The organism is Clostridium sp. AF28-12, assembly GCF_003435225.1.
Taxonomy (GTDB): domain Bacteria; phylum Bacillota; class Clostridia; order Lachnospirales; family Lachnospiraceae; genus Pilosibacter; species Pilosibacter fragilis.
The window spans coordinates 174,930-192,739 of the sequence record NZ_QWGJ01000005.1; the positions used below are offsets into that span (position 1 = coordinate 174,930).

The 17,810-nt window shown below is 43.5% G+C and carries 21 protein-coding genes and 3 pseudogenes; 12 read left to right on the forward strand and 12 right to left on the reverse strand.

What is annotated here, in order from left to right; all coding sequences use genetic code 11:
- Positions 1-257 precede the first annotated feature (257 nt).
- From DWY93_RS06675 to DWY93_RS06700, 5 genes and pseudogenes are all read right to left on the reverse strand, one after another.
- Entirely contained in the window at positions 258-1,031 is a 774-nt protein-coding gene (locus tag DWY93_RS06675; protein ID WP_117472030.1) for a NifB/NifX family molybdenum-iron cluster-binding protein, read from the reverse strand.
- A 286-nt stretch (positions 1,032-1,317) separates the two neighbouring features.
- Positions 1,318-1,548 (reverse strand): annotated as a pseudogene (locus DWY93_RS06685) (peptide deformylase); the annotation flags it as partial.
- Positions 1,549-1,559: 11 nt separating this feature from the next.
- Positions 1,560-1,703: pseudogene (locus tag DWY93_RS17445) on the reverse strand (ArsC family transcriptional regulator); the annotation flags it as partial.
- 31 nt (positions 1,704-1,734) lie between these two features.
- Complete coding sequence (locus tag DWY93_RS06695) at positions 1,735-2,931, reverse strand: ATP-binding protein (RefSeq protein WP_117472074.1); 1,197 nt, start codon at positions 2,929-2,931, stop codon at positions 1,735-1,737.
- Between the two features lie 188 nt (positions 2,932-3,119).
- Positions 3,120-3,326 carry a hypothetical protein gene (locus DWY93_RS06700; RefSeq protein WP_015552814.1) on the reverse strand — a complete coding sequence of 69 codons (207 nt, stop codon included), beginning with the start codon at positions 3,324-3,326 and terminating at the stop codon, positions 3,120-3,122.
- Positions 3,327-3,849: 523 nt separating this feature from the next.
- On the opposite strand from DWY93_RS06700, the gene DWY93_RS06710 reads away from it, so the two are divergent.
- The 5 genes from DWY93_RS06710 to DWY93_RS06730 all read left to right on the forward strand — a co-directional run bounded on the left by DWY93_RS06710 (position 3,850) and on the right by DWY93_RS06730 (position 7,449).
- The gene (locus tag DWY93_RS06710) at positions 3,850-4,596 is read left to right on the forward strand and encodes a 3-oxoacyl-ACP reductase family protein (RefSeq protein WP_117471149.1); all 747 of its coding nucleotides are present in this window, start codon (positions 3,850-3,852) and stop codon (positions 4,594-4,596) included.
- A gap of 60 nt (positions 4,597-4,656) precedes the next feature.
- Positions 4,657-5,046 carry a rhodanese-like domain-containing protein gene (locus tag DWY93_RS06715; RefSeq protein WP_117471148.1) on the forward strand — a complete coding sequence of 130 codons (390 nt, stop codon included), beginning with the start codon at positions 4,657-4,659 and terminating at the stop codon, positions 5,044-5,046.
- Between the two features lie 71 nt (positions 5,047-5,117).
- A complete protein-coding gene (trxA, locus tag DWY93_RS06720; RefSeq protein ID WP_117472032.1) occupies positions 5,118-5,423 on the forward strand; it encodes a thioredoxin in 306 nt (101 codons plus the stop codon).
- Positions 5,424-5,435: 12 nt separating this feature from the next.
- Positions 5,436-5,756, forward strand: coding sequence for a rhodanese-like domain-containing protein (locus DWY93_RS06725; RefSeq protein WP_117472034.1), 321 nt, complete (start codon positions 5,436-5,438; stop codon positions 5,754-5,756).
- A 1-nt stretch (position 5,757) separates the two neighbouring features.
- Positions 5,758-7,449: an FAD-dependent oxidoreductase gene (locus DWY93_RS06730; protein ID WP_117472036.1), complete on the forward strand. Its 1,692-nt coding sequence runs from the start codon at positions 5,758-5,760 to the stop codon at positions 7,447-7,449.
- A 105-nt stretch (positions 7,450-7,554) separates the two neighbouring features.
- Here DWY93_RS06730 and DWY93_RS06735 read toward each other — a convergent pair whose 3' ends face one another.
- Positions 7,555-8,214 (reverse strand): Crp/Fnr family transcriptional regulator, encoded by a 660-nt coding sequence (locus tag DWY93_RS06735; RefSeq protein WP_117472038.1) that lies wholly within the window; start codon positions 8,212-8,214, stop codon positions 7,555-7,557.
- Positions 8,215-8,296: 82 nt separating this feature from the next.
- Between DWY93_RS06735 and DWY93_RS06740 the strand changes: the two genes are divergently transcribed.
- The 7 genes and pseudogenes from DWY93_RS06740 to DWY93_RS06765 all read left to right on the forward strand — a co-directional run bounded on the left by DWY93_RS06740 (position 8,297) and on the right by DWY93_RS06765 (position 11,651).
- Positions 8,297-8,653, forward strand: coding sequence for a DUF134 domain-containing protein (locus DWY93_RS06740; protein WP_242990546.1), 357 nt, complete (start codon positions 8,297-8,299; stop codon positions 8,651-8,653).
- Complete coding sequence (locus DWY93_RS06745) at positions 8,584-8,757, forward strand: desulfoferrodoxin family protein (RefSeq protein WP_117472042.1); 174 nt, start codon at positions 8,584-8,586, stop codon at positions 8,755-8,757. The genes DWY93_RS06740 and DWY93_RS06745 overlap by 70 nt, the downstream gene beginning before the upstream one ends.
- A gap of 54 nt (positions 8,758-8,811) precedes the next feature.
- Positions 8,812-9,762: a hypothetical protein gene (locus tag DWY93_RS06750; RefSeq protein ID WP_117472044.1), complete on the forward strand. Its 951-nt coding sequence runs from the start codon at positions 8,812-8,814 to the stop codon at positions 9,760-9,762.
- A 2-nt stretch (positions 9,763-9,764) separates the two neighbouring features.
- A complete protein-coding gene (locus DWY93_RS06755) occupies positions 9,765-10,070 on the forward strand; it encodes a hypothetical protein (protein WP_117472046.1) in 306 nt (101 codons plus the stop codon).
- 98 nt (positions 10,071-10,168) lie between these two features.
- Positions 10,169-10,465: pseudogene (locus DWY93_RS17450) on the forward strand (thioredoxin family protein); the annotation flags it as partial.
- A 63-nt stretch (positions 10,466-10,528) separates the two neighbouring features.
- The gene (trxB, locus tag DWY93_RS06760; protein ID WP_242990553.1) at positions 10,529-11,434 is read left to right on the forward strand and encodes a thioredoxin-disulfide reductase; all 906 of its coding nucleotides are present in this window, start codon (positions 10,529-10,531) and stop codon (positions 11,432-11,434) included.
- A gap of 1 nt (position 11,435) precedes the next feature.
- The gene (locus DWY93_RS06765) at positions 11,436-11,651 is read left to right on the forward strand and encodes a DUF6132 family protein (RefSeq protein WP_015552802.1); all 216 of its coding nucleotides are present in this window, start codon (positions 11,436-11,438) and stop codon (positions 11,649-11,651) included.
- A 297-nt stretch (positions 11,652-11,948) separates the two neighbouring features.
- Here DWY93_RS06765 and DWY93_RS06775 read toward each other — a convergent pair whose 3' ends face one another.
- The 6 genes from DWY93_RS06775 to DWY93_RS06800 all read right to left on the reverse strand — a co-directional run bounded on the left by DWY93_RS06775 (position 11,949) and on the right by DWY93_RS06800 (position 17,796).
- Positions 11,949-13,361 (reverse strand): relaxase/mobilization nuclease domain-containing protein, encoded by a 1,413-nt coding sequence (locus tag DWY93_RS06775; protein ID WP_015552801.1) that lies wholly within the window; start codon positions 13,359-13,361, stop codon positions 11,949-11,951.
- Positions 13,362-13,423: 62 nt separating this feature from the next.
- Positions 13,424-13,708, reverse strand: a complete 285-nt coding sequence (locus DWY93_RS06780) for a hypothetical protein (RefSeq protein ID WP_015552800.1) — start codon at positions 13,706-13,708, stop codon at positions 13,424-13,426.
- A 148-nt stretch (positions 13,709-13,856) separates the two neighbouring features.
- Positions 13,857-14,447, reverse strand: coding sequence for a hypothetical protein (locus DWY93_RS06785; protein ID WP_020989788.1), 591 nt, complete (start codon positions 14,445-14,447; stop codon positions 13,857-13,859).
- A gap of 277 nt (positions 14,448-14,724) precedes the next feature.
- On the reverse strand, positions 14,725-15,765 hold the full coding sequence (locus DWY93_RS06790) for a Fic family protein (RefSeq protein WP_117472050.1): 1,041 nt from the start codon (positions 15,763-15,765) through the stop codon (positions 14,725-14,727).
- A gap of 234 nt (positions 15,766-15,999) precedes the next feature.
- On the reverse strand, positions 16,000-16,380 hold the full coding sequence (locus DWY93_RS06795) for a CD1107 family mobile element protein (protein WP_242990547.1): 381 nt from the start codon (positions 16,378-16,380) through the stop codon (positions 16,000-16,002).
- Between the two features lie 351 nt (positions 16,381-16,731).
- Positions 16,732-17,796 (reverse strand): FUSC family protein, encoded by a 1,065-nt coding sequence (locus tag DWY93_RS06800; protein ID WP_015552768.1) that lies wholly within the window; start codon positions 17,794-17,796, stop codon positions 16,732-16,734.
- Between the last annotated feature and the right edge of the window lie 14 nt (positions 17,797-17,810).

A 17,810-nucleotide genomic window follows, 5' to 3' on the forward strand; every position in this document is an offset into this window, starting at 1 on the left:
TCCAAATTGATTAAGCTGTTTCCAAAATAAATATCTCTGGATCATTAACAATATTATACCTTCCGTTCATCACTTTCTACAAGCAAGAAAAGCTAAATACTCAATCCATATAGAGATCGATATCGCATTCACAGGTTTTAATTGCCATATTGAAAATGTAATCTGCCATCTTATCAAATAATACAAAAGGATGTATCACGATAATTCTTCCATTACCTTGACGCATCCTTTCGTATGATTATTTTTTTCTATTCTTCTTAATGACAGCTATGGCTTCCACATCCATGCTCACCACATGTATGTCCCTCTCCGTGGCTGTGCTCATGGTGAGAACACTTCACATCTGGATTATAATCAAGTGTATCATTGATAAAAGCTTCTACTGCTTTATCTGCATCTCCTGAAACTCCGCCAAAAAGCTTAATGCCTGCTGCCGCTAACGCGGTCTGGGCTCCTCCTCCGATTCCGCCGCAGATCAAAACATCGGCATTTAATGCATTAAGAACTCCTGCCAATGCACCATGTCCGCTTCCATTCGTATCTACTACTTCTGAATGTACCACTTTTCCTTCCTCTACATCGTAGATCTTAAATGTCTCTGTGTGTCCAAAGTGCTGGAAAATCTGTCCATCTTCATATGTTACTGCTATTCTCATGATATCTTCTCCTTTTTTCACTGCATATTTTTGATAAATCTCCTGCTTGTAACAGCCTCCAAGGCTACAGTTGCTGCTCTGACCATCACAGATCCTAAAATCCCCGCCCTCGATTCTGAGCGGATGTCCATCTATGAGTGCATCTGCTATTTTCTTCCTGGCAATCTCGTAAATCCGTTGAACCGTTGTTCTTGCGACTTGCATAGATGCTGCACACTGCTCCTGACTATAACCTTTCTTGTCCAAAAGACGAATTGTCTCGTACTCATCTACCGTCAGAACAATGGGTACTTTTTTCTCAGTATCATCTGCCGGAAAGAATTCTAAAACATTCGGGAAATGGCAGACTTTCCTGCATTTTACTGGTCTCGGCATAAACTGCTCCTTTCTCGCTTTTCTTATATATTAGCTCTATAAAAGGCATATGTCAATAACGTTTTTTGACATATGCCTTTTACAATCAGCTACTGTTCCTGCAGTGTATGTCCATCCCACGGAACACGGAAGGTCCAGAATAGTTTGATGGCTTCATGCAAGGACGATGCTCCGGCACTAACTAAATAATCAGGGTTCCGTGTCCCTACTGTCCGGAAATAGGAAACCGCAAATCCGCTTTTAAGGGAACCAGCATTCCGGTGGTGGAAACCTTTATAATAAATGCTCCGGTCTTCTTTGTAATAACTGGATTTACCATAGCAAATTGAAATGGGCCTGCTGCCACCACAATGATATTTTTCTTTACACCAATCATATTGGCTGCCATTCCAACACAATGATCCAGATTTGCCCTTAATGTATCAAGCAGATCTGTAATTACCTGTTGGTCTGCCTCCGTTGCATCTGTAGATTTCTGAGCGAGAAACAATGGGTCCCGCATAATTTTTTTCACCATATTCTTATCCTCTAATTCCAGTTTTTCCAAACATCCGGCAGATAACCCAGGGTTGATTGCTTACCATTTCTAACCACTGGTGTCTTAATCACCTTCGGATTTTCAAGAACCTTGTCAAGCTTATCATCAGCTGCAATATACTTTATAAGGGCAAGGGAATGATAAAAGAGATATATTTCGCCTTGTTTATTCTTGTAGCAACCAATCGGCTATGTCGTGGATTTCGATTCCTTCATAACTATATTTTGGATGCTTGGTTCTGGCAATAATCATTTTCGGATAAGCATCTCGGATCTGAAGCAGAGGAGAGCATTCTCTCTCAAATGTTTCCTGTCCGGAAATGTTGTCGCTGACCTGAATATAAATCTTCTCGCTGCCTCTCTGAGCAACAAAGTCGATCTCCTTTTGATAGAGCTTGCCGACATAGACATCGTATCCACGGCGAAGAAGCTCGATGCAAACGATGTTTTCATATACTCTGCCGTAATCCATATTTCTGCTTCCCAGTATTGCATATCGAATACCACTGTCACAAAGATAGAACTTTTCAGAGCTTTCAAGGTATTTCTTGCCTCGGATGTCGTATCTCTTAATATCATAAAATACAAAAGCATTGCACAAATACTTAATGTACTTGCCGACGGTTACATGATTGGTTGGAGTCTCATTTGCTGTCAGCAGCTGACTGACCTTATTAGGAGAAGTCAGGTTGCTGATATTATCCATAAGAAACTCGCTCAGACGTTGTAAAACCAACGTGTCCGGGAGTGCATATTTCTGCACCAAATCCCTTGTAACAATCGTTTCGTAGACCTCTTTGATATAGTTTGTTCTGTCTTTTTCGGTTCTGTAAGCGTAAGAACCTGCTAAACCGCCCTTGATAGCGTAATCATCAAAGAGCTTATCTTTATCACTAACATCATCATAATACTGGCAATATTCCTGGAAGCTGAAAGGAAACACATGAATTTCAATATATCGTCCGGTAAATAGAGTTGCCAGATCCGCACTCAACAGGAAAGCATTGGAGCCGGTTACATAGATGTCGTATTTTCCCTTAGAGTACAGGCTATTGATTGCCAACTCAAACTTGGGACACATCTGAACCTCGTCTACAAACAGGTAGTTCGTTTTACCTTCCTGATAATGTTCTTCCACATAGGCGTGTAAGGCATGGTATTCCTTGATTTCTTCATACGCCAAATCCATGAAGTCAATAAAGATAATATTGATGTTTTCAAAATTACTTTTCAGATACTCAATATACGCCTGCATCAGCTTGGACTTACCGGATCGACGAATGCCCGTGATGATCTTGATGTCAGGAGTACCATTCAGTTCAATGATTCTGTCGAGATACTTTGCTCTTGTAATTGTTTTCATATCGTCACCCGCTTTCAAAAGTCGAAGATTTTTATTTTTTTGAAACTGCTTCGATGTACTTATTATACCGTCTGCTAATAGTATATGCAAGAGATCGCTTTCAAAAACATAAAATATTTTAATTTTTGAAAGCAGATACTATGTAAAGGCAATCCGAAGATTGCCCCAGGCATTATGCCTGTTCTTTGTTATACGGGTTCGTTGTCCTCATCATCAGCGATGAAGCCTACATCATCGTCCTCGTATTCCTCACTGTGGCCATAGTCCTCGTCATCGTCCACATAATCAGCATCCGGATCAGGCTTTGCCGCTTCCTGTTCCTTCTTCTTTTCCTGGAATTCCCCTGGTCGTGGCAGGAATGCTGAGATTACAGACGAAGAAAAAGCCTGGATCATTAACATTGCCTGCCAGAAGCCAATTGATTTTGGATATGCTGCTGAAGCAGCTGGATACACAAGACTTTCCACCATTTCACCACTTTACAACTTTATAAATGATAGACTTGTTGATGAATCAACTGATTTAAAGCCTTTTCACAGCAGTTGTTTTTATGTGTGTTTCGATATTTTTTACGAAAGTGGCAAAAAATATCTGGCTGCGAATCCCCTGACTTAAGTAAAGCGGACATTCGCAATCCGCTTCGCTACTTGCTCATGAACGCAGTCGCTTCGCGATCTGTCAGTGGGAGCTTTCAACACCCACTGACATAAGCATCCCACTCACTCACCGCTTAGTGCCCCACACACTTGAAGTGGGGGAATGCTTATCTGCGTTCAAATCGGAGCGTGACTGTGACTTTTTTATTTATTCATGGGCATGATTTTTCTATCATTCCTTCTTGGAAAAATGTGATTTTATCACGGAGAGTTCCTCCGAAACAGGTTATACTACAAATACAAAATACAAGGAGGTATTCTTATGAGGCTGAAAGATAAAGTTGCAATCATCACCGGAGGCAGCCGTGGCATTGGCTACGCTACCGTAGAGAAATTTTTGAAGGAAGGGGCTACGGTAATCTTGACCGCAAGCTCGCAAGGTTCTGCTGACAAAGCGGTTGCGCAGCTGAAAGAAAAGTACCCTGATGCAACAGTTGCGGGAATCAGTCCTAACCTGTCCAATTTGGAATCTGTCCGCAATGCTTTCCGAGAAGCTGCCTCAAAATACGGTTGCATTGATATTCTGGTGAACAATGCCGGTATATCCGAAAGCACTCCCTTTACCGAGTATACGGAGGAAACCTTTGACAAGGTTATGGATCTGAATGTAAAAGGCGTGTTCAATGCTACAAAAGCCGCCAGTGAGTGCATGATTGCAAAAGGTCACGGTGTTATTCTCTCCACCTCCTCAATGGTTAGCATTTACGGCCAGCCTAGTGGCTTTGCATATCCCACATCCAAATTTGCTGTCAATGGCCTGACGGTTTCCCTTGCCCGGGAATTGGGTCCGAAGGGTATTCGAGTGAATGCAGTCGCTCCCGGGATTACCTTGACCGATATGATGAAGGCTGTTCCCAAGGAGGTAATTGATCCGCTCATCAATCAGATTCCCCTGCGCCGCCTGGGTCAGCCGGAGGATATTGCCAATGCATTTGTATTCCTGGCATCTGATGAAGCATCCTATATCACAGGTGTTGTACTCAGCGTAGACGGTATGGCAAGAACATAAAAATCGGAAACAGGGCAGCTGGAAACGGCTGCCCTATCTTCAAAATATGGAGGTCTATACATGAAAAGATTTATTCCCATTTTAATGATGCTTCTACTTTTAACAGGTTGTGGAGCCCAGTCATCTGAAACTACCTATCGACAGATTTCCATGGAGGAAGCTGTCACGATGATGGAGGAGGAAACCGAATACATCATCCTCGATGTACGGACTGCTGAGGAATATAGTGAAAAGCATATTCCAGGTGCGATTAATATTGCCAACGAATCCATCGGCACAGAGGACATTCCGGAGCTGCCGGATAAAGATCAGTTGATTCTGGTATACTGCCGCAGCGGTAATCGGAGTAAGCAGGCCTCTGAAAAGCTGGTAAAACTGGGCTACACCAATATCGTTGAAATCGGCGGTATTAATAGTTGGCCCGGTGAAACCGTCGCCGGCGATAAGTGACAAAATCACGGAAAAAGCAACGACTACTGGATATACTAAAGCCATAAAAAAGAAAACAGGAGGACTTAAATATGTCTGCTATCAATGTAAATAAAAACAATTTCAATCAAGAGGTTTTGAACTCGGACAAGCCCGTCCTGATGGATTTTTGGGCTCCCTGGTGTGGTCCTTGCCGCATGGTAGTTCCTCTGGTAGAGAAAATTGCCGAGGAGCGCTCCGATATCAAGGTTGTTAAAATTAATGTGGATGAGGAACAGGAACTGGCTATGCAGTTTGGTGTGATGAGCATTCCCACTCTGGTGGTTATGAAGAACGGCAAAGTCGTAAATCAGGCCACCGGTGCCAGACCTAAGGCTCAGATTCTCGCCATGCTGTAAGGAGGTGCAAAGATGGGATTCTTCGATTTCCTGAAAGGCCCTGACATCAATCAGGGTGTCAAAGAATATAGCGTTACGGATGGCGCAGTCCTGCTGGATGTTCGCACCCCTGACGAATACCGGCAGGGGCATATCCCCGGCAGTAAAAATATTCCTTTGCAGTCCATTAACAAAGTGGCTGGCGTGATTGACAATAAAGCTACCCCCATTTTTGTTCATTGTCTCAGCGGCGCAAGAAGCCGTCAGGCAGCTGCTATTTTGCAGCAGATGGGTTATACCAATGTGAAAAACATAGGCGGAATTTCCGCTTATGCAGGAAAGGTGGAACGCTGATATGAAAGTTGTTATTGTAGGTGGTGTGGCAGGCGGTGCTACTGCTGCCGCCCGTATTCGCAGACTAAATGAGCAGGCAGAAATCGTAGTTTTTGAGCGCTCGGGGTATATCTCCTATGCCAACTGCGGTCTGCCTTACTATATCGGAGATGTAATTACCGATCCGGAAGATCTGACCCTCCAGACACCGGAGAGCTTCTTCTCCCGGTTCCGTGTGAACATGAAGGTACGCCATGAGGTCACGGCTATCCATCCTGACAAAAAGACCGTTTCCGTCAAGAATCTGCAAACCGGAGAGGAATTCGAGGAAAGCTATGACAAGCTGATTCTTTCTCCCGGTGCCAAGCCTACCCAACCCAGGCTTCCCGGCTTAGGTCTTGATAAACTGTTCACCCTGCGCACCGTGGAGGACACCTTCCGCATCAAAGATTACATCAATATAAACCATCCTAAGTCTGCCGTACTGGCAGGTGGTGGCTTCATTGGGTTGGAGCTGGCAGAAAACCTGCGTGAACTGGGAATGGAGATCACCATTGTCCAGCGTCCAAAACAGCTTATGAATCCCTTTGATTCCGATATAGCTGCTTTTATACACAATGAAATGCGCAAGCACGGTGTTAAGCTGGCACTGGGTCATACCGTGGAAGGGGTTGCGGAAGTGAGCGGCGGCGTGGATGTGCTACTGAAAGACGAACAGCCTCTCCATGCGGATATGGTAATCCTGGCCATTGGTGTTTCTCCCGAAACCACCCTTGCAAAAGATGCCGGGTTAGAACTGGGCATTAAGGGAAGTATTGTGGTCAATGACCGGATGGAAACCTCCATTTCAGACATCTATGCTGTGGGTGATGCGGTGCAGGTGAAGCACTTTGTCACAGGGCAGGATGCTCTGATTTCTTTGGCGGGCCCTGCTAACAAACAGGGACGAATCGCTGCGGACAACATCTGTGGTGGAGACAGCCATTATACCGGCTCCCAGGGAAGCTCTGTCATCAAGGTCTTTGGCATGACTGCCGCCACTACCGGCGTAAATGAGACCAACGCCAGAAAAGCAGGACTGGATGTTGATACGGTTATCCTGTCGCCAATGAGCCATGCAGGTTACTACCCCGACGGGAAAGTCATGACCATGAAAGTGGTTTTTGAAAAAGAAACTTATCGCCTGCTGGGTGCTCAGCTCGTAGGTTACGAAGGTGTGGATAAGCGCATTGATGTACTGGCTACCGCTATTCGCGCAGGAATGAAAGCCCCAGAGCTGAAGGATCTGGATCTGGCCTACGCACCGCCTTACTCCTCTGCGAAAGACCCGGTAAATATGGCTGGCTTTATGATTGAGAATATCGCAAAGGGTATTCTGAAGCAGTGGTATCTGGAAGATACAGATAAACTTCCTCGTGACGGAAGTGTAACTCTGTTGGACACCCGCACTGTGGAAGAATTCACCCACGGACACATTGACGGTTTCTTAAATATCCCAGTGGACGAGCTGCGGGAGCGGTTGGATGAGCTGGACAAGCGTACGCCTGTCTACGTCATCTGCCAGAGCGGCCTGCGCAGCTACATTGCCTGTCGCATCCTGACCGGAAACGGATTTGACTGCTATAACTTCTCCGGCGGCTTCCGGTTCTATGATGCTGTATTCAATGATCGCTGCCTCATTGAATCCGCCACCGCCTGCGGTATGGACAAATAACAATAACTCCTTCTCAGATTTCACAGGAAATGAGAAGGGGTTATCCTTTAGTAAATGATAATTCCAAGCACAGCCAAGGCGATAATCAGCAGGGTTAGCTGTTGCTTAGGCATTTTGCAGTTCCTCCAATGCAGCTTCGTCTGTAACCTCCACTGTTCCACGAGTCAGCTTGACCATACCCTCGTTCTGAAAATAGCGAAGCATTCGAGTGACTACCTCACGGGCGGTACCCATGTGGCCCGCAATGGTTTCATGGGTAATCTTGAGGATGTTTGTTCCCTCTAATCTGCATTCTTCCAGCAGAAATCCTGCCAGCCTTTTATCAAAGCTTTTCCACATGATCTGCTTCATGAGCCACATAACCTCAGAAAAACGGGTAGCCATAATTTCGTTGGTAAAATTAGCTACCACAGCAGACTCTTTCATTAAGCGTCCATATGTGTCAGCAGAAATAACCCACATCGTGGTATCCTTCTGCGCCTCAATGGTAATCTCAAACTGAATGCTGTTCATCATACAGGAGGCGGAAAACAGGCAAATATCCCGACCAAACAAACGATAGAGGCTAATCTCCCGTCCTTCATCGGAAATAATATAGGCACGAAGCTGTCCGCTTCTTACCAGCAGAAGACCGGTACACTCCATAGTTCCGTTGTGAATCACAGTCCCTTTGTCCACTTTTCGTAAAACTGCATTTCGCTCCAAAATCTGCTGCTGGGTCGGTGTCAGTTTGTTCCAAATTGGAAAATAGGATGAAAAATCCATGGGTACACCTCCTTGAATACACATAGTATAAAATAATTTATGGCATATGTCAATAATTCCGTTGACATATAGGAAAAGGGGGATGTACAATGGTCGTATAAATGGCATATGCTGCAAACAATATGGAGGTGAATCAATGCCAAGACCGAGAAAATGTAGAAAAGTATGTTGTCTGCCAGATAATGATGGTTTTGTTCCGGTTCGTGGCGGCGAGGAACTGACTCCCATTGTCCTGAATGTGGATGAGTATGAAGCCATTCGCCTGATTGACCGTGAAGGTTTTTCTCAGGAGCAATGCGGAGAATATATGCGTATTGCCAGAACAACGGTTCAGCAGATTTATGCAGATACCCGTAAAAAATCCATCCGATGCTTTCGAAACACTTCATCGAGTGGGTCTATGTCCAGACCGAAAACGGTGGACAGCGCAAGGCTCTGAAACCCGATGACAAACCCAATGTCACCTTCTGCTTGGGAGATGATAAAGCTGTTGCGGTTTACGCCTATTGCAATCTCCACGGCCTGTGGATGACTGAAGTGTAAAAAGTATGCCGCCTGTCGGTTTCCGGCAGGCGTTTTTTTTACAGGAGGATACCTATGAGTCAAGACAATGCCAGCTTTACCTTTTTACATCGCATAGAGGAAGTAGAACTGAACATTGAGGATGGACGCTGGCAATCTGCTTTGGCATTGGCGCTGACTTTGCCTGATATTTGCGGCGGCATTGCTTTCCCAGAAATTGTAAAGCGTTATCGGGATGGACGTGCTGTTCTGGACAGAAATCAGAGACCAACCCGTGATGTAGGAAATCAATATATTCGTTGGTTTAATACATACGCAGCACCTTTCTTTAAAGTCTCTGCGCAGGATATCTCTCCCTATATCTGCGGAGAACGATGCTGGCAGCTTCGATGCGAATACCTGCACCAGAACAAAGGCTTTGCAAATACTGAGGACAATACCTCGATTCGTTTTCACTTGGGTGTGAATTGCGGAACCTCAGTTTGCCAACTGGATAGAATAAGTTCTGCCAACAGCCTCACGGACATCCGTATTGATATTGAACAGTTTTGCCGAAGAATGTGCCGAGCGGTCAGAGCTTATTATGAAGCAGTATATACAGAGAAAGATTTCAACCTTTATAATACGCCTGTTCTGGATTTTATAAAGGCATCACAAGATGAGAAATCAAATGCTACGATTGCCATTATGTGCAGTGATTCAGCCTATGGAAACGGACTGAGACTGGTACTTCAAAACTTATCCAAACATATCCTTGTATTTGAAACCCCGGAAGCTGCAAGAAAAGAACTTGGCAAGAAAAAGCCTATGCTTTGGATTGTTACAGAACCTATGACAAAACAGCCAGATCAGCCATGGAGGGCAGATAAAAGAACACCCGTGATTCTTCTGTCCAATCAACCGGAATCAGAAATAGCGATTGAAAAGAATGCGGGTAAATTGACTGTCTTGCCCTTGCCTGTTCTGCCGGAAACTCTCCGTAATGCACTTAAGGCTTATCTTTTGACAAAGGAGGATAAGAACTAGGAATGATTATTATTATCTTTTCACTCATCCTGTTGCTTCTTGCTTATTCCCTCTATGTCCAAAAGAAAAAAGTGATATCACTTCAACAGCAGATTAGTGATCTCCAGAGTAAAATTAGTATACTTGAGAAGCAAGACCTTGCTGCTGAACAGTATAACGATTCTCTCCGGCAGGAAGCAAACACGGTTCATTTATATGCTTCTCTCTCGCTGGAGGAGACAAGAAAAACATCCATAAAAGATAAACAGTCTCAAATCATCCGTTCCAGTGAACATATCCTCGAGTTACTTAATAACGAAAAAGTTTAGTGCGGCAGCAATGTCGCACTATTTTATGTGATATTATCACCGAACTATTATTTTAGATTGGCTATACTATAATCAAACAAAGGAAAGGAGCTGGCAATATGGCAGTTATCAATATTAATAGAAATCAATTTGAAGAAATGGTGCATAGCGGAAAAACTGTTCTGGTGGAATTTTCAGCCCCTTGGTGCGTATATTGCCGCCGTCTGGCTCCGGCATTGGAAAGCGTGGCTGAGGAATATAAGGATACGCTGGTATTCACTGCGGTTAACATTGATGATGAGCCGGAATTGGCTGAGGCCGAAGCTATAGAAGTTGTCCCTACTCTGCTGATCTATCACAGCGGACAGGCTCTTGGCTCTATCGTCGCTCCGGAATCCAGGGCGCAGTTGGTGGCGTTCATTGAAGAAACTTTACAGCACCAGACGCAGGAAGCAACTACTGTGCAGCATATTTACGACATGATCGTGGTAGGAGGCGGTCCCGGCGGCTATACCGCAGCCCTTTATGCCGCCAGAGCAGGTATGAACACCGTGGTTTTAGAGAAGTTGTCCGCTGGTGGGCAGATGGCTCTGACCGAGCAAATCGACAACTATCCCGGCTTCGAGGATGGTATCGACGGCTTCTCCTTGGGAGAAAAGATGAAGCGAGGAACGGAACGATTTGGAGTGGAAACCAAGCTGACTGAGGTGCTGTCCCTGGAACTGTCCGGTTTTATAAAGAAAGCGGTGACCAGCGAAGGTCCTATGTACGCAAAGACCATTGTGCTCGCTACCGGAGCTGGCCCCAGAGAGCTGGGTGTTGATGGTGAACAGGAGTTAATCGGTAAAGGTGTCCACTACTGCGCAGCCTGTGACGGAATGTTCTATCGGAACAAAACGGTTGTCATCGCAGGAGGTGGCAATACCGCTGCGGCGGATGCCCTTATCCTCTCCCGTATCTGCAAAAAAGTCATCGTCGTTCACCGGAGAGATACCTTAAAAGCAACAAAGATCTACCATGAGCCTTTGATGAAAACGGAAAATATAGAATTCTTCTGGGACAGTGAGATCGTCACACTGCTCCATAACGAAAAGCTGACCGGTATCCGAACTCGGAATGTGAAAACCGGAGAGGAAAGCACGCTTGCTTGCGACGGTGTGTTTGTCAGCGTCGGAAGAAAACCTTCCACCGAATTGGTGAAAGATCAGATTACGATTGATCCGGCTGGATACATTATCGCAGATGAGAGTACCTGCACCAACATCCCCGGTGTATTCGCCGTTGGTGATGTCCGCACAAAGGCATTGCGGCAGGTCGTGACTGCTGTAGCCGATGGGGCAACCGCTGTTCACTATGCAGAGGAATATTTAGCAGGAGGAATATGAGATGAAAGAAAATATTAAAAAATGGCTGAAGCCAATTCTATTTACCGCAGGCGGCGCTCTGGTCGGCCTTGCATATTACTACTTTGTGGGATGCTCCACAGGAGCTTGTCCGCTAACTTCTAACCCTTTTATCACGATGGCCTATATGGGCTTTATCGGTTGGCTGTTGTCAGGTGTGTTCGGAAAGGGGTGCAGCGGTTCATGCAATATGCAGTAGCCTTCCTGGAGGGAATCATCACCTTCATATCGCCCTGACTGCTTCCTATGCTGCCCATCTATACCTCCTATTTTGCAGGCGGTGGGCAACACACCACAAAAAGACTTTGTTGGGCGCATTGGGATTTGTTAGTGGATTTACCGTAATTTTTGTAGCAATGGGCGCAGAAACCCTGCAGCGAGGAATTGACATGATTATTTCCGACAGGCGATAATCAGCATATTATATCAAAGTAAAATACAAAAAAGTAGCCACGATCCGCACCCTTTGGAGGAGTGCAGACCGTGGCTTTTTGCTTTAACGGAAGTTCTTCTTTTCCTCTTTCTCTTGTTCTTTTTCCTGCTCTTTCTGTCTGTCGATATTCAGAATCGTTTCAACCGTCCGCTTGGCAATCAGCAGTTCTTCTTTCTCTTTTCTGATCTGACGGTACTCCGCATAATCTTTCTTCTTCTGGACTGCCAGCTGATGAAACTCCTCATACAATGATTGCATGGACGGGAGCTTTGTAATCTGCAATTCGTCAAAGGCTTGCTTCGCCGCTTTATGAATTGTGATTTCCTGACGGTGTTCCTCAAAGAACTTTTTGCTATATCCAGACTTACGGTACTCGATATAGATTTGCCTTGTGCTGCGATAATTTTTGATGTGCTGCTGCAATGTCTGAACCTCAACCATTCGTTTCTCTGCGGTCTTGATAGAATCAGAAAGCGCATCGAACCGGGCAGACAGATTTTCAATATGATCGGTCAGATCGTCGTAGTTGCCTAAGCCTTTTTCTTTCAAAAGGATGACGGTTCGGGCAGCTTCTTTTCGGTTGAACTTCTTCGCCCACTTTTCATAACCGGCCGTCTTACCCTCGGCCATCTTTGCCTGAATATCAATCAGCATTTGGAACTGCTTCGGGGCAGGAGCCTTAGCAGAACTGCCTTTTGATTTGTCCAGGTTCTTACCGGAGATAACAGCTTGAATTTCCTCTTTGCTATATCCTTCGCCCAGAGAACGTAGCCGAATGAAACGCTTCTGATTCTTGCCCTTGAACGCAGGCTGCTTTCCATCCTTGAACTCAAATCCCATATCAGCCAGAGCCTGAACAAAGCCATCAAAGCTCTTTGGTTTCTGCTTCAGCACCGCATCAATCGCATCACATAATTCGTCACGCTGGGTACGCTTCTTGGGATAAACGGTTCTTTTCTGGCGCTCTCGATACGGCTTCGGTGTAATGATAGACAACCCGTGTTCCAGGCAAACCATATCGCTGAGTTTTTGAACTGCCAGGCCGGAAAGGAAGAAGTTTTTGAATTTCTGTGTGGAATCCAGCGAGGTCGAATTATAAATGATATGGTTGTGAATATGGGATTTGTCGATGTGGGTCGCAACGATGAAAGCGTGTTTGCCCTTTGTCCATCGCATCGCTGTTTCATAGCCGACCTGGTTCGCTTCTTCCGGAGTGATTTCTCCCAGCTTAAAGGACTGGCGTATCTGGTATGCGATGATATTGTTCTTCTGCTGTCTGCCGGTAATATGCTGATACTGCCGTTTGGAAAGCAGAAATTCTTCATCTGCTGTCTTTGGATCACACTCATAGGAGCTGATAAATTCGCCATCGTTGGTTTTCGCTGCGTTTTGTGAGTAGTTTGTTCGGTCAGCCAGACATTGAGCGACCGTCTTTCCCTTATTTATATGGAGTGCAATCAATCTTGTTGCCGCCATTCTCATCACTTCCTTCCCAAAAAGAAAAAGCCACTGATCGGTGACTTTTCTCTGATATTATCTTATGACCTGATAAATGCGCCCAAACTATCTCTTATATTCTCGACTTTCATAACAACCCAGACGAGCAGGAACACCGCCGCTATTGTCGCAATTCCAAGAACCACAAGGATAGCCAGGGACTGCCACAAAGCTTTTACAACGCAGTAAATCGCAGAGCCGCCAATAACCAAAAGCAATAAACCAATTACATAGGACACAATGTTTGTAAGCAGATTTCCAAGAATACAAATCAATTTTACAACGAACAGCACCGGCAGTGCCAATATCTTCAATACCAGCTTCATAGGCTCAACCCCTTTCTTCTAACTACATTGTACAAGGGTATTTGCAATAAGGCAACGATGTCAACCCTTATGTAAAAAAAGGACGCAAAGGATTCTATCTCCTCTGCGCCCTAATGTTTTCAGATTTTGTTCGTCAAACTTGAAGTTGTTAGTCGCTATCTTGTTTGCGGTTAAATTCAAAAACGACAGGTTCAAATTCAACTAAATGCTTATCTTGGGTGTTAGTTCCTTTAGGGTTCTCTATGCCGGTAACTTCATAGTATTCATCACTGTATTGTATTTTACTACCATCAAAATCTTTTTGAATGGATTTGACATATTCAAACGGATTTTCTATTGGTAACAAACTTAATGCCCGCTGTAGCTGTTGTGCCGCTGTCCTCTGCTCATCGGTCAGTATTTTTTCTTCGTTTGCCATGTGTTCTTCAAATTTATTTTTATCCATCCAAACGATTTGCTCCAATGGGTTAGCAGTACCACAAGCCAAGATTAAACGGATAAAATCTTCAAAATTTGCCGCTAATGGATATACATTTTGGTCTACACAACTTTCTGGATTGCAGGCAAATACCATTTCTCCATATTCCGGCAAAAAGCAATACAGAATACATCCTTCAAATCCGATTGGCTTTGCGTTGACGGGATAGCAAAAATACGGCTCTGCAATATCTCCATATTCTAAACATAAAAGTCCCTTATCTATGGGAAGTGCCATATACTTTTCGTAAATCGTTTCCATTGAGGTGCCTCCACAAAATTCCGATTTGTCACTTTGTCTATGCTACAAATTATATCACATCGGTTTTTGAGAATCAATGTACGCAAGGGCAACCCGAAGGGTTCCTAAAGATTACTCTATAAAAACAACAGCCACACACCGTAATGCATGACTGCTATGTAAAAAGTTCGGAAAGAATTTTTGCAACCTGACACAATTTTCTGTTTTATAATCTCCGTCATCGTAAAAATATCTACCTCATCTGTATATGAAATGAGGTAGATAAATAATTTATGACTTAGATTTTTACATATCCTGTAGCCGGACCTGAACCGACCTTCGCAATGTACTCACTCTTAACTAAATCTGCCAGAGTGCGTTCCACCGTGGTTTTGCTTATATCAGGGTGAGCATCCATAATTTCTTTCTTTGTGATTTTACCAACTTTCTGATCAATCATCGCTTTAATTCTTTCGGGCTTAGAAAGAGTGCGGTTCTTTAAATGTTCTACACGGCTTTCAAATTCATTATATGCTTTCAACATGATACCCAGATAATACTTAACAAAAGGCTCATAGCTGTTCTCATTTTCATGCCATCCTGTCGAACTTGCCTGCAATGCTTCATAGTAAGTTTCCTTTGTTTTTTCAATCAACATTTCCATGCTGACATATTTTCCTACAATATATCCTGCCTTATAGTACAAAAGAAGCGACAGTAAACGGCTCATGCGTCCATTTCCGTCATTGAAAGGGTGGATACAGAGGAAATCCAGAATAAACATAGGTATCAAAAGTAATCTATCAATTTTATCAGTATTCCATGCTTCTAAAAACTGTCTGCACAATTCATCCATAGCTTCCGCAGTCTGAAAGGCAGGAACCGGAATAAACCTTGCTTTCTGGTGACCTTCTGCATCTGTTTCTGCAATTACATTATCAGTATTTTTATATTCTCCACCGGAACCGGCATAGGAATACAAATCACGATGAAGCTGCAAAATAATATTAGGTCTGGGCACAATATACTCATAGCTTTCGTGGATTGTAGAAAGCACCTCTCGGTAACCTGAGATTTCCTGCTCAGATCGGTTTCTTGGTTCTGCCTTTTGGCTGACCAATTCTTCCAATCTCTTATCTGTTGTATAAATACCCTCAATACGGTTAGAAGCACCTGTACTTTGAATCAAAGCGACTTCAAGAAGGGTTTTCAATTCATCAATATTAGCTTCCAAAAATAGCTCTTGCTTACCTTTGTGCTCATGAATTTTTCCAATCATCTGTACAATTTCAGGAGTAAGCAACTTTTCTGGCTCTTTTATATAATCAAAAGCTCTCATGTTATCTACCTCATTTCAGAATTATCTGCCTCATTTTACTCTAAAATGACGGAGATTTCAATGGGATGCGGCAGATAAATTTTCCGGTCACTATGACTGAAATAATAGTATGCACACCTACCACACAGAATATTCAAGAGGTCGCTTTCAAAAACACAAAATATTTTATTTTTTGAAAGCAGATGCTATGTAAAGGCAATCCGAAGATTGCCCCAGGCATCAAGCCTATCCTGTTTACACAGGTTCATTATCATCTTCATCGACGGAGCTATCTGCATCATCGTCCTCAAACTCCGGATCGTACCCATAGTCCTCGTCATCGTCCACATAATCAGCATCCGGGGCAGGCTTTGCCGCTTCCTGTTCCTTCTTCTTTTCCTGGACTTTCTTAAATACGAAGAATCCACCACCACAGGCAAGCACAATCAGAGTAAGAATCGCTGGGAGCATATTCGTGGATTTTGGCTTTTCCTCCGGCGCCGGTTCTGTAATTTCAGGAACTGTTTCAACCACTTCCGGCTTTGTTTCCTCAATCGGCTTGGTGAACTCTGCAACTTCTTCCTCGTCCATCAGCTTGAGCAGGTCAGCTTCATCCACCTGATTCAGAAAATGCACGATTTCCCTTAATCACTATATCAGAAAAGAATACAGTCTCTGCTTCCTTATAATTGTCTTTCAAAAATTCATATAACATAAACCTCATTCCTTTCCCCTAAATATTTATAACCTATATGGTTATTTTTGTTAATTATATTCTATATCCTGTTTTCACGATCTGGCAATGTAATTTTAGCACTATGGTTAGTATATCCAAATCAGAATAAAACATAAAAAAAGATCTGTCACCCTTAGGATTCTTCCCAAAGCCAACAGATCTTACATTTTCCCTTACATCTTTATACTCTTTGCCAGACTCGTCAGCAAAGCTGCCATCTCCGGATTAACCTTTTTTCTTTCTAACCCACGTTATTTTGCAGCCACGGTTACCACTGTTTCCTTTTTTTTCGACATAAGCCAATAAAACATAGAACAAAATATTAATGCAAATACAACGCCAAAAACATTCTGAATCACTCTAAGACCAACTGCTCCTTTTAGTCCATAACTCTCTGTAGCAATGGCTAAAGCACCAAATGTGTTAAATACTGCCTGCCAGCCATATTTTGCAGAAAGTCCTACACCAATTCCGCCAAGGATTCCTATGTATGTATAGATGGATGACGGAAGCAGAAAATATAGTACTGTAAAGCATATTACACCTGCAATATTTCCGACAATCCTTTTGCGGACTCTGTATTGCATGTCCTCCATAAATGGTAAGATTGCTGACATTGCCGCAATTCCAGCCCACATTGCCCGTGGCATATTGCAGAGTTCCGCAATGCAGAGTACTGCCGGTACGCATATGATCTGACATAACTGCCACTTTGTTCTGGAAGAAGATATATCAAATTCCTGTACCAAATCATTCAAATTTCTTTTATACGTTCTGTTTTTATGATTTCGATAAAATACGAAGCAGGTAAGTGCTGCACCTAATGCCATTCCGGTTAATCGCATCTGATAACTTTTTCCTGTTACATCATATCCATACAATAACAGATAACCAAGAACCAATGTGGATTGGTTAAACATGAATGGGTTATGACATCCGAACAGAATCAGCACTGCCATTGCAGCAATGTTTAACAGCATTCCAAGTACCGGTGAAAGCTGGTTTGCTAAATGCGGACATACAGTCATAATTACAAAGAACAAAGCCAAAAGCATCGTAGATTGTCCGGTGTGGATCCCCAGATCCGCATTCCGAAATACCATAAGGCATAATAAAACTACTACACCCACAATACTATTCTCATTTCCAAATAAGATACTGAAAATAGTAACAAATAAAAAACAAAATGCCATTGTAACAGCTATCTTTACCAAATATACCAGTATATGATATGATTTTTCTTTCACTGTTTCACTCTTTTTCAACAGATTTTTAGAACCTGCCTGATTTAACTGCAATTCCTGATAAAATGTCATGTAATTCCTCCTCT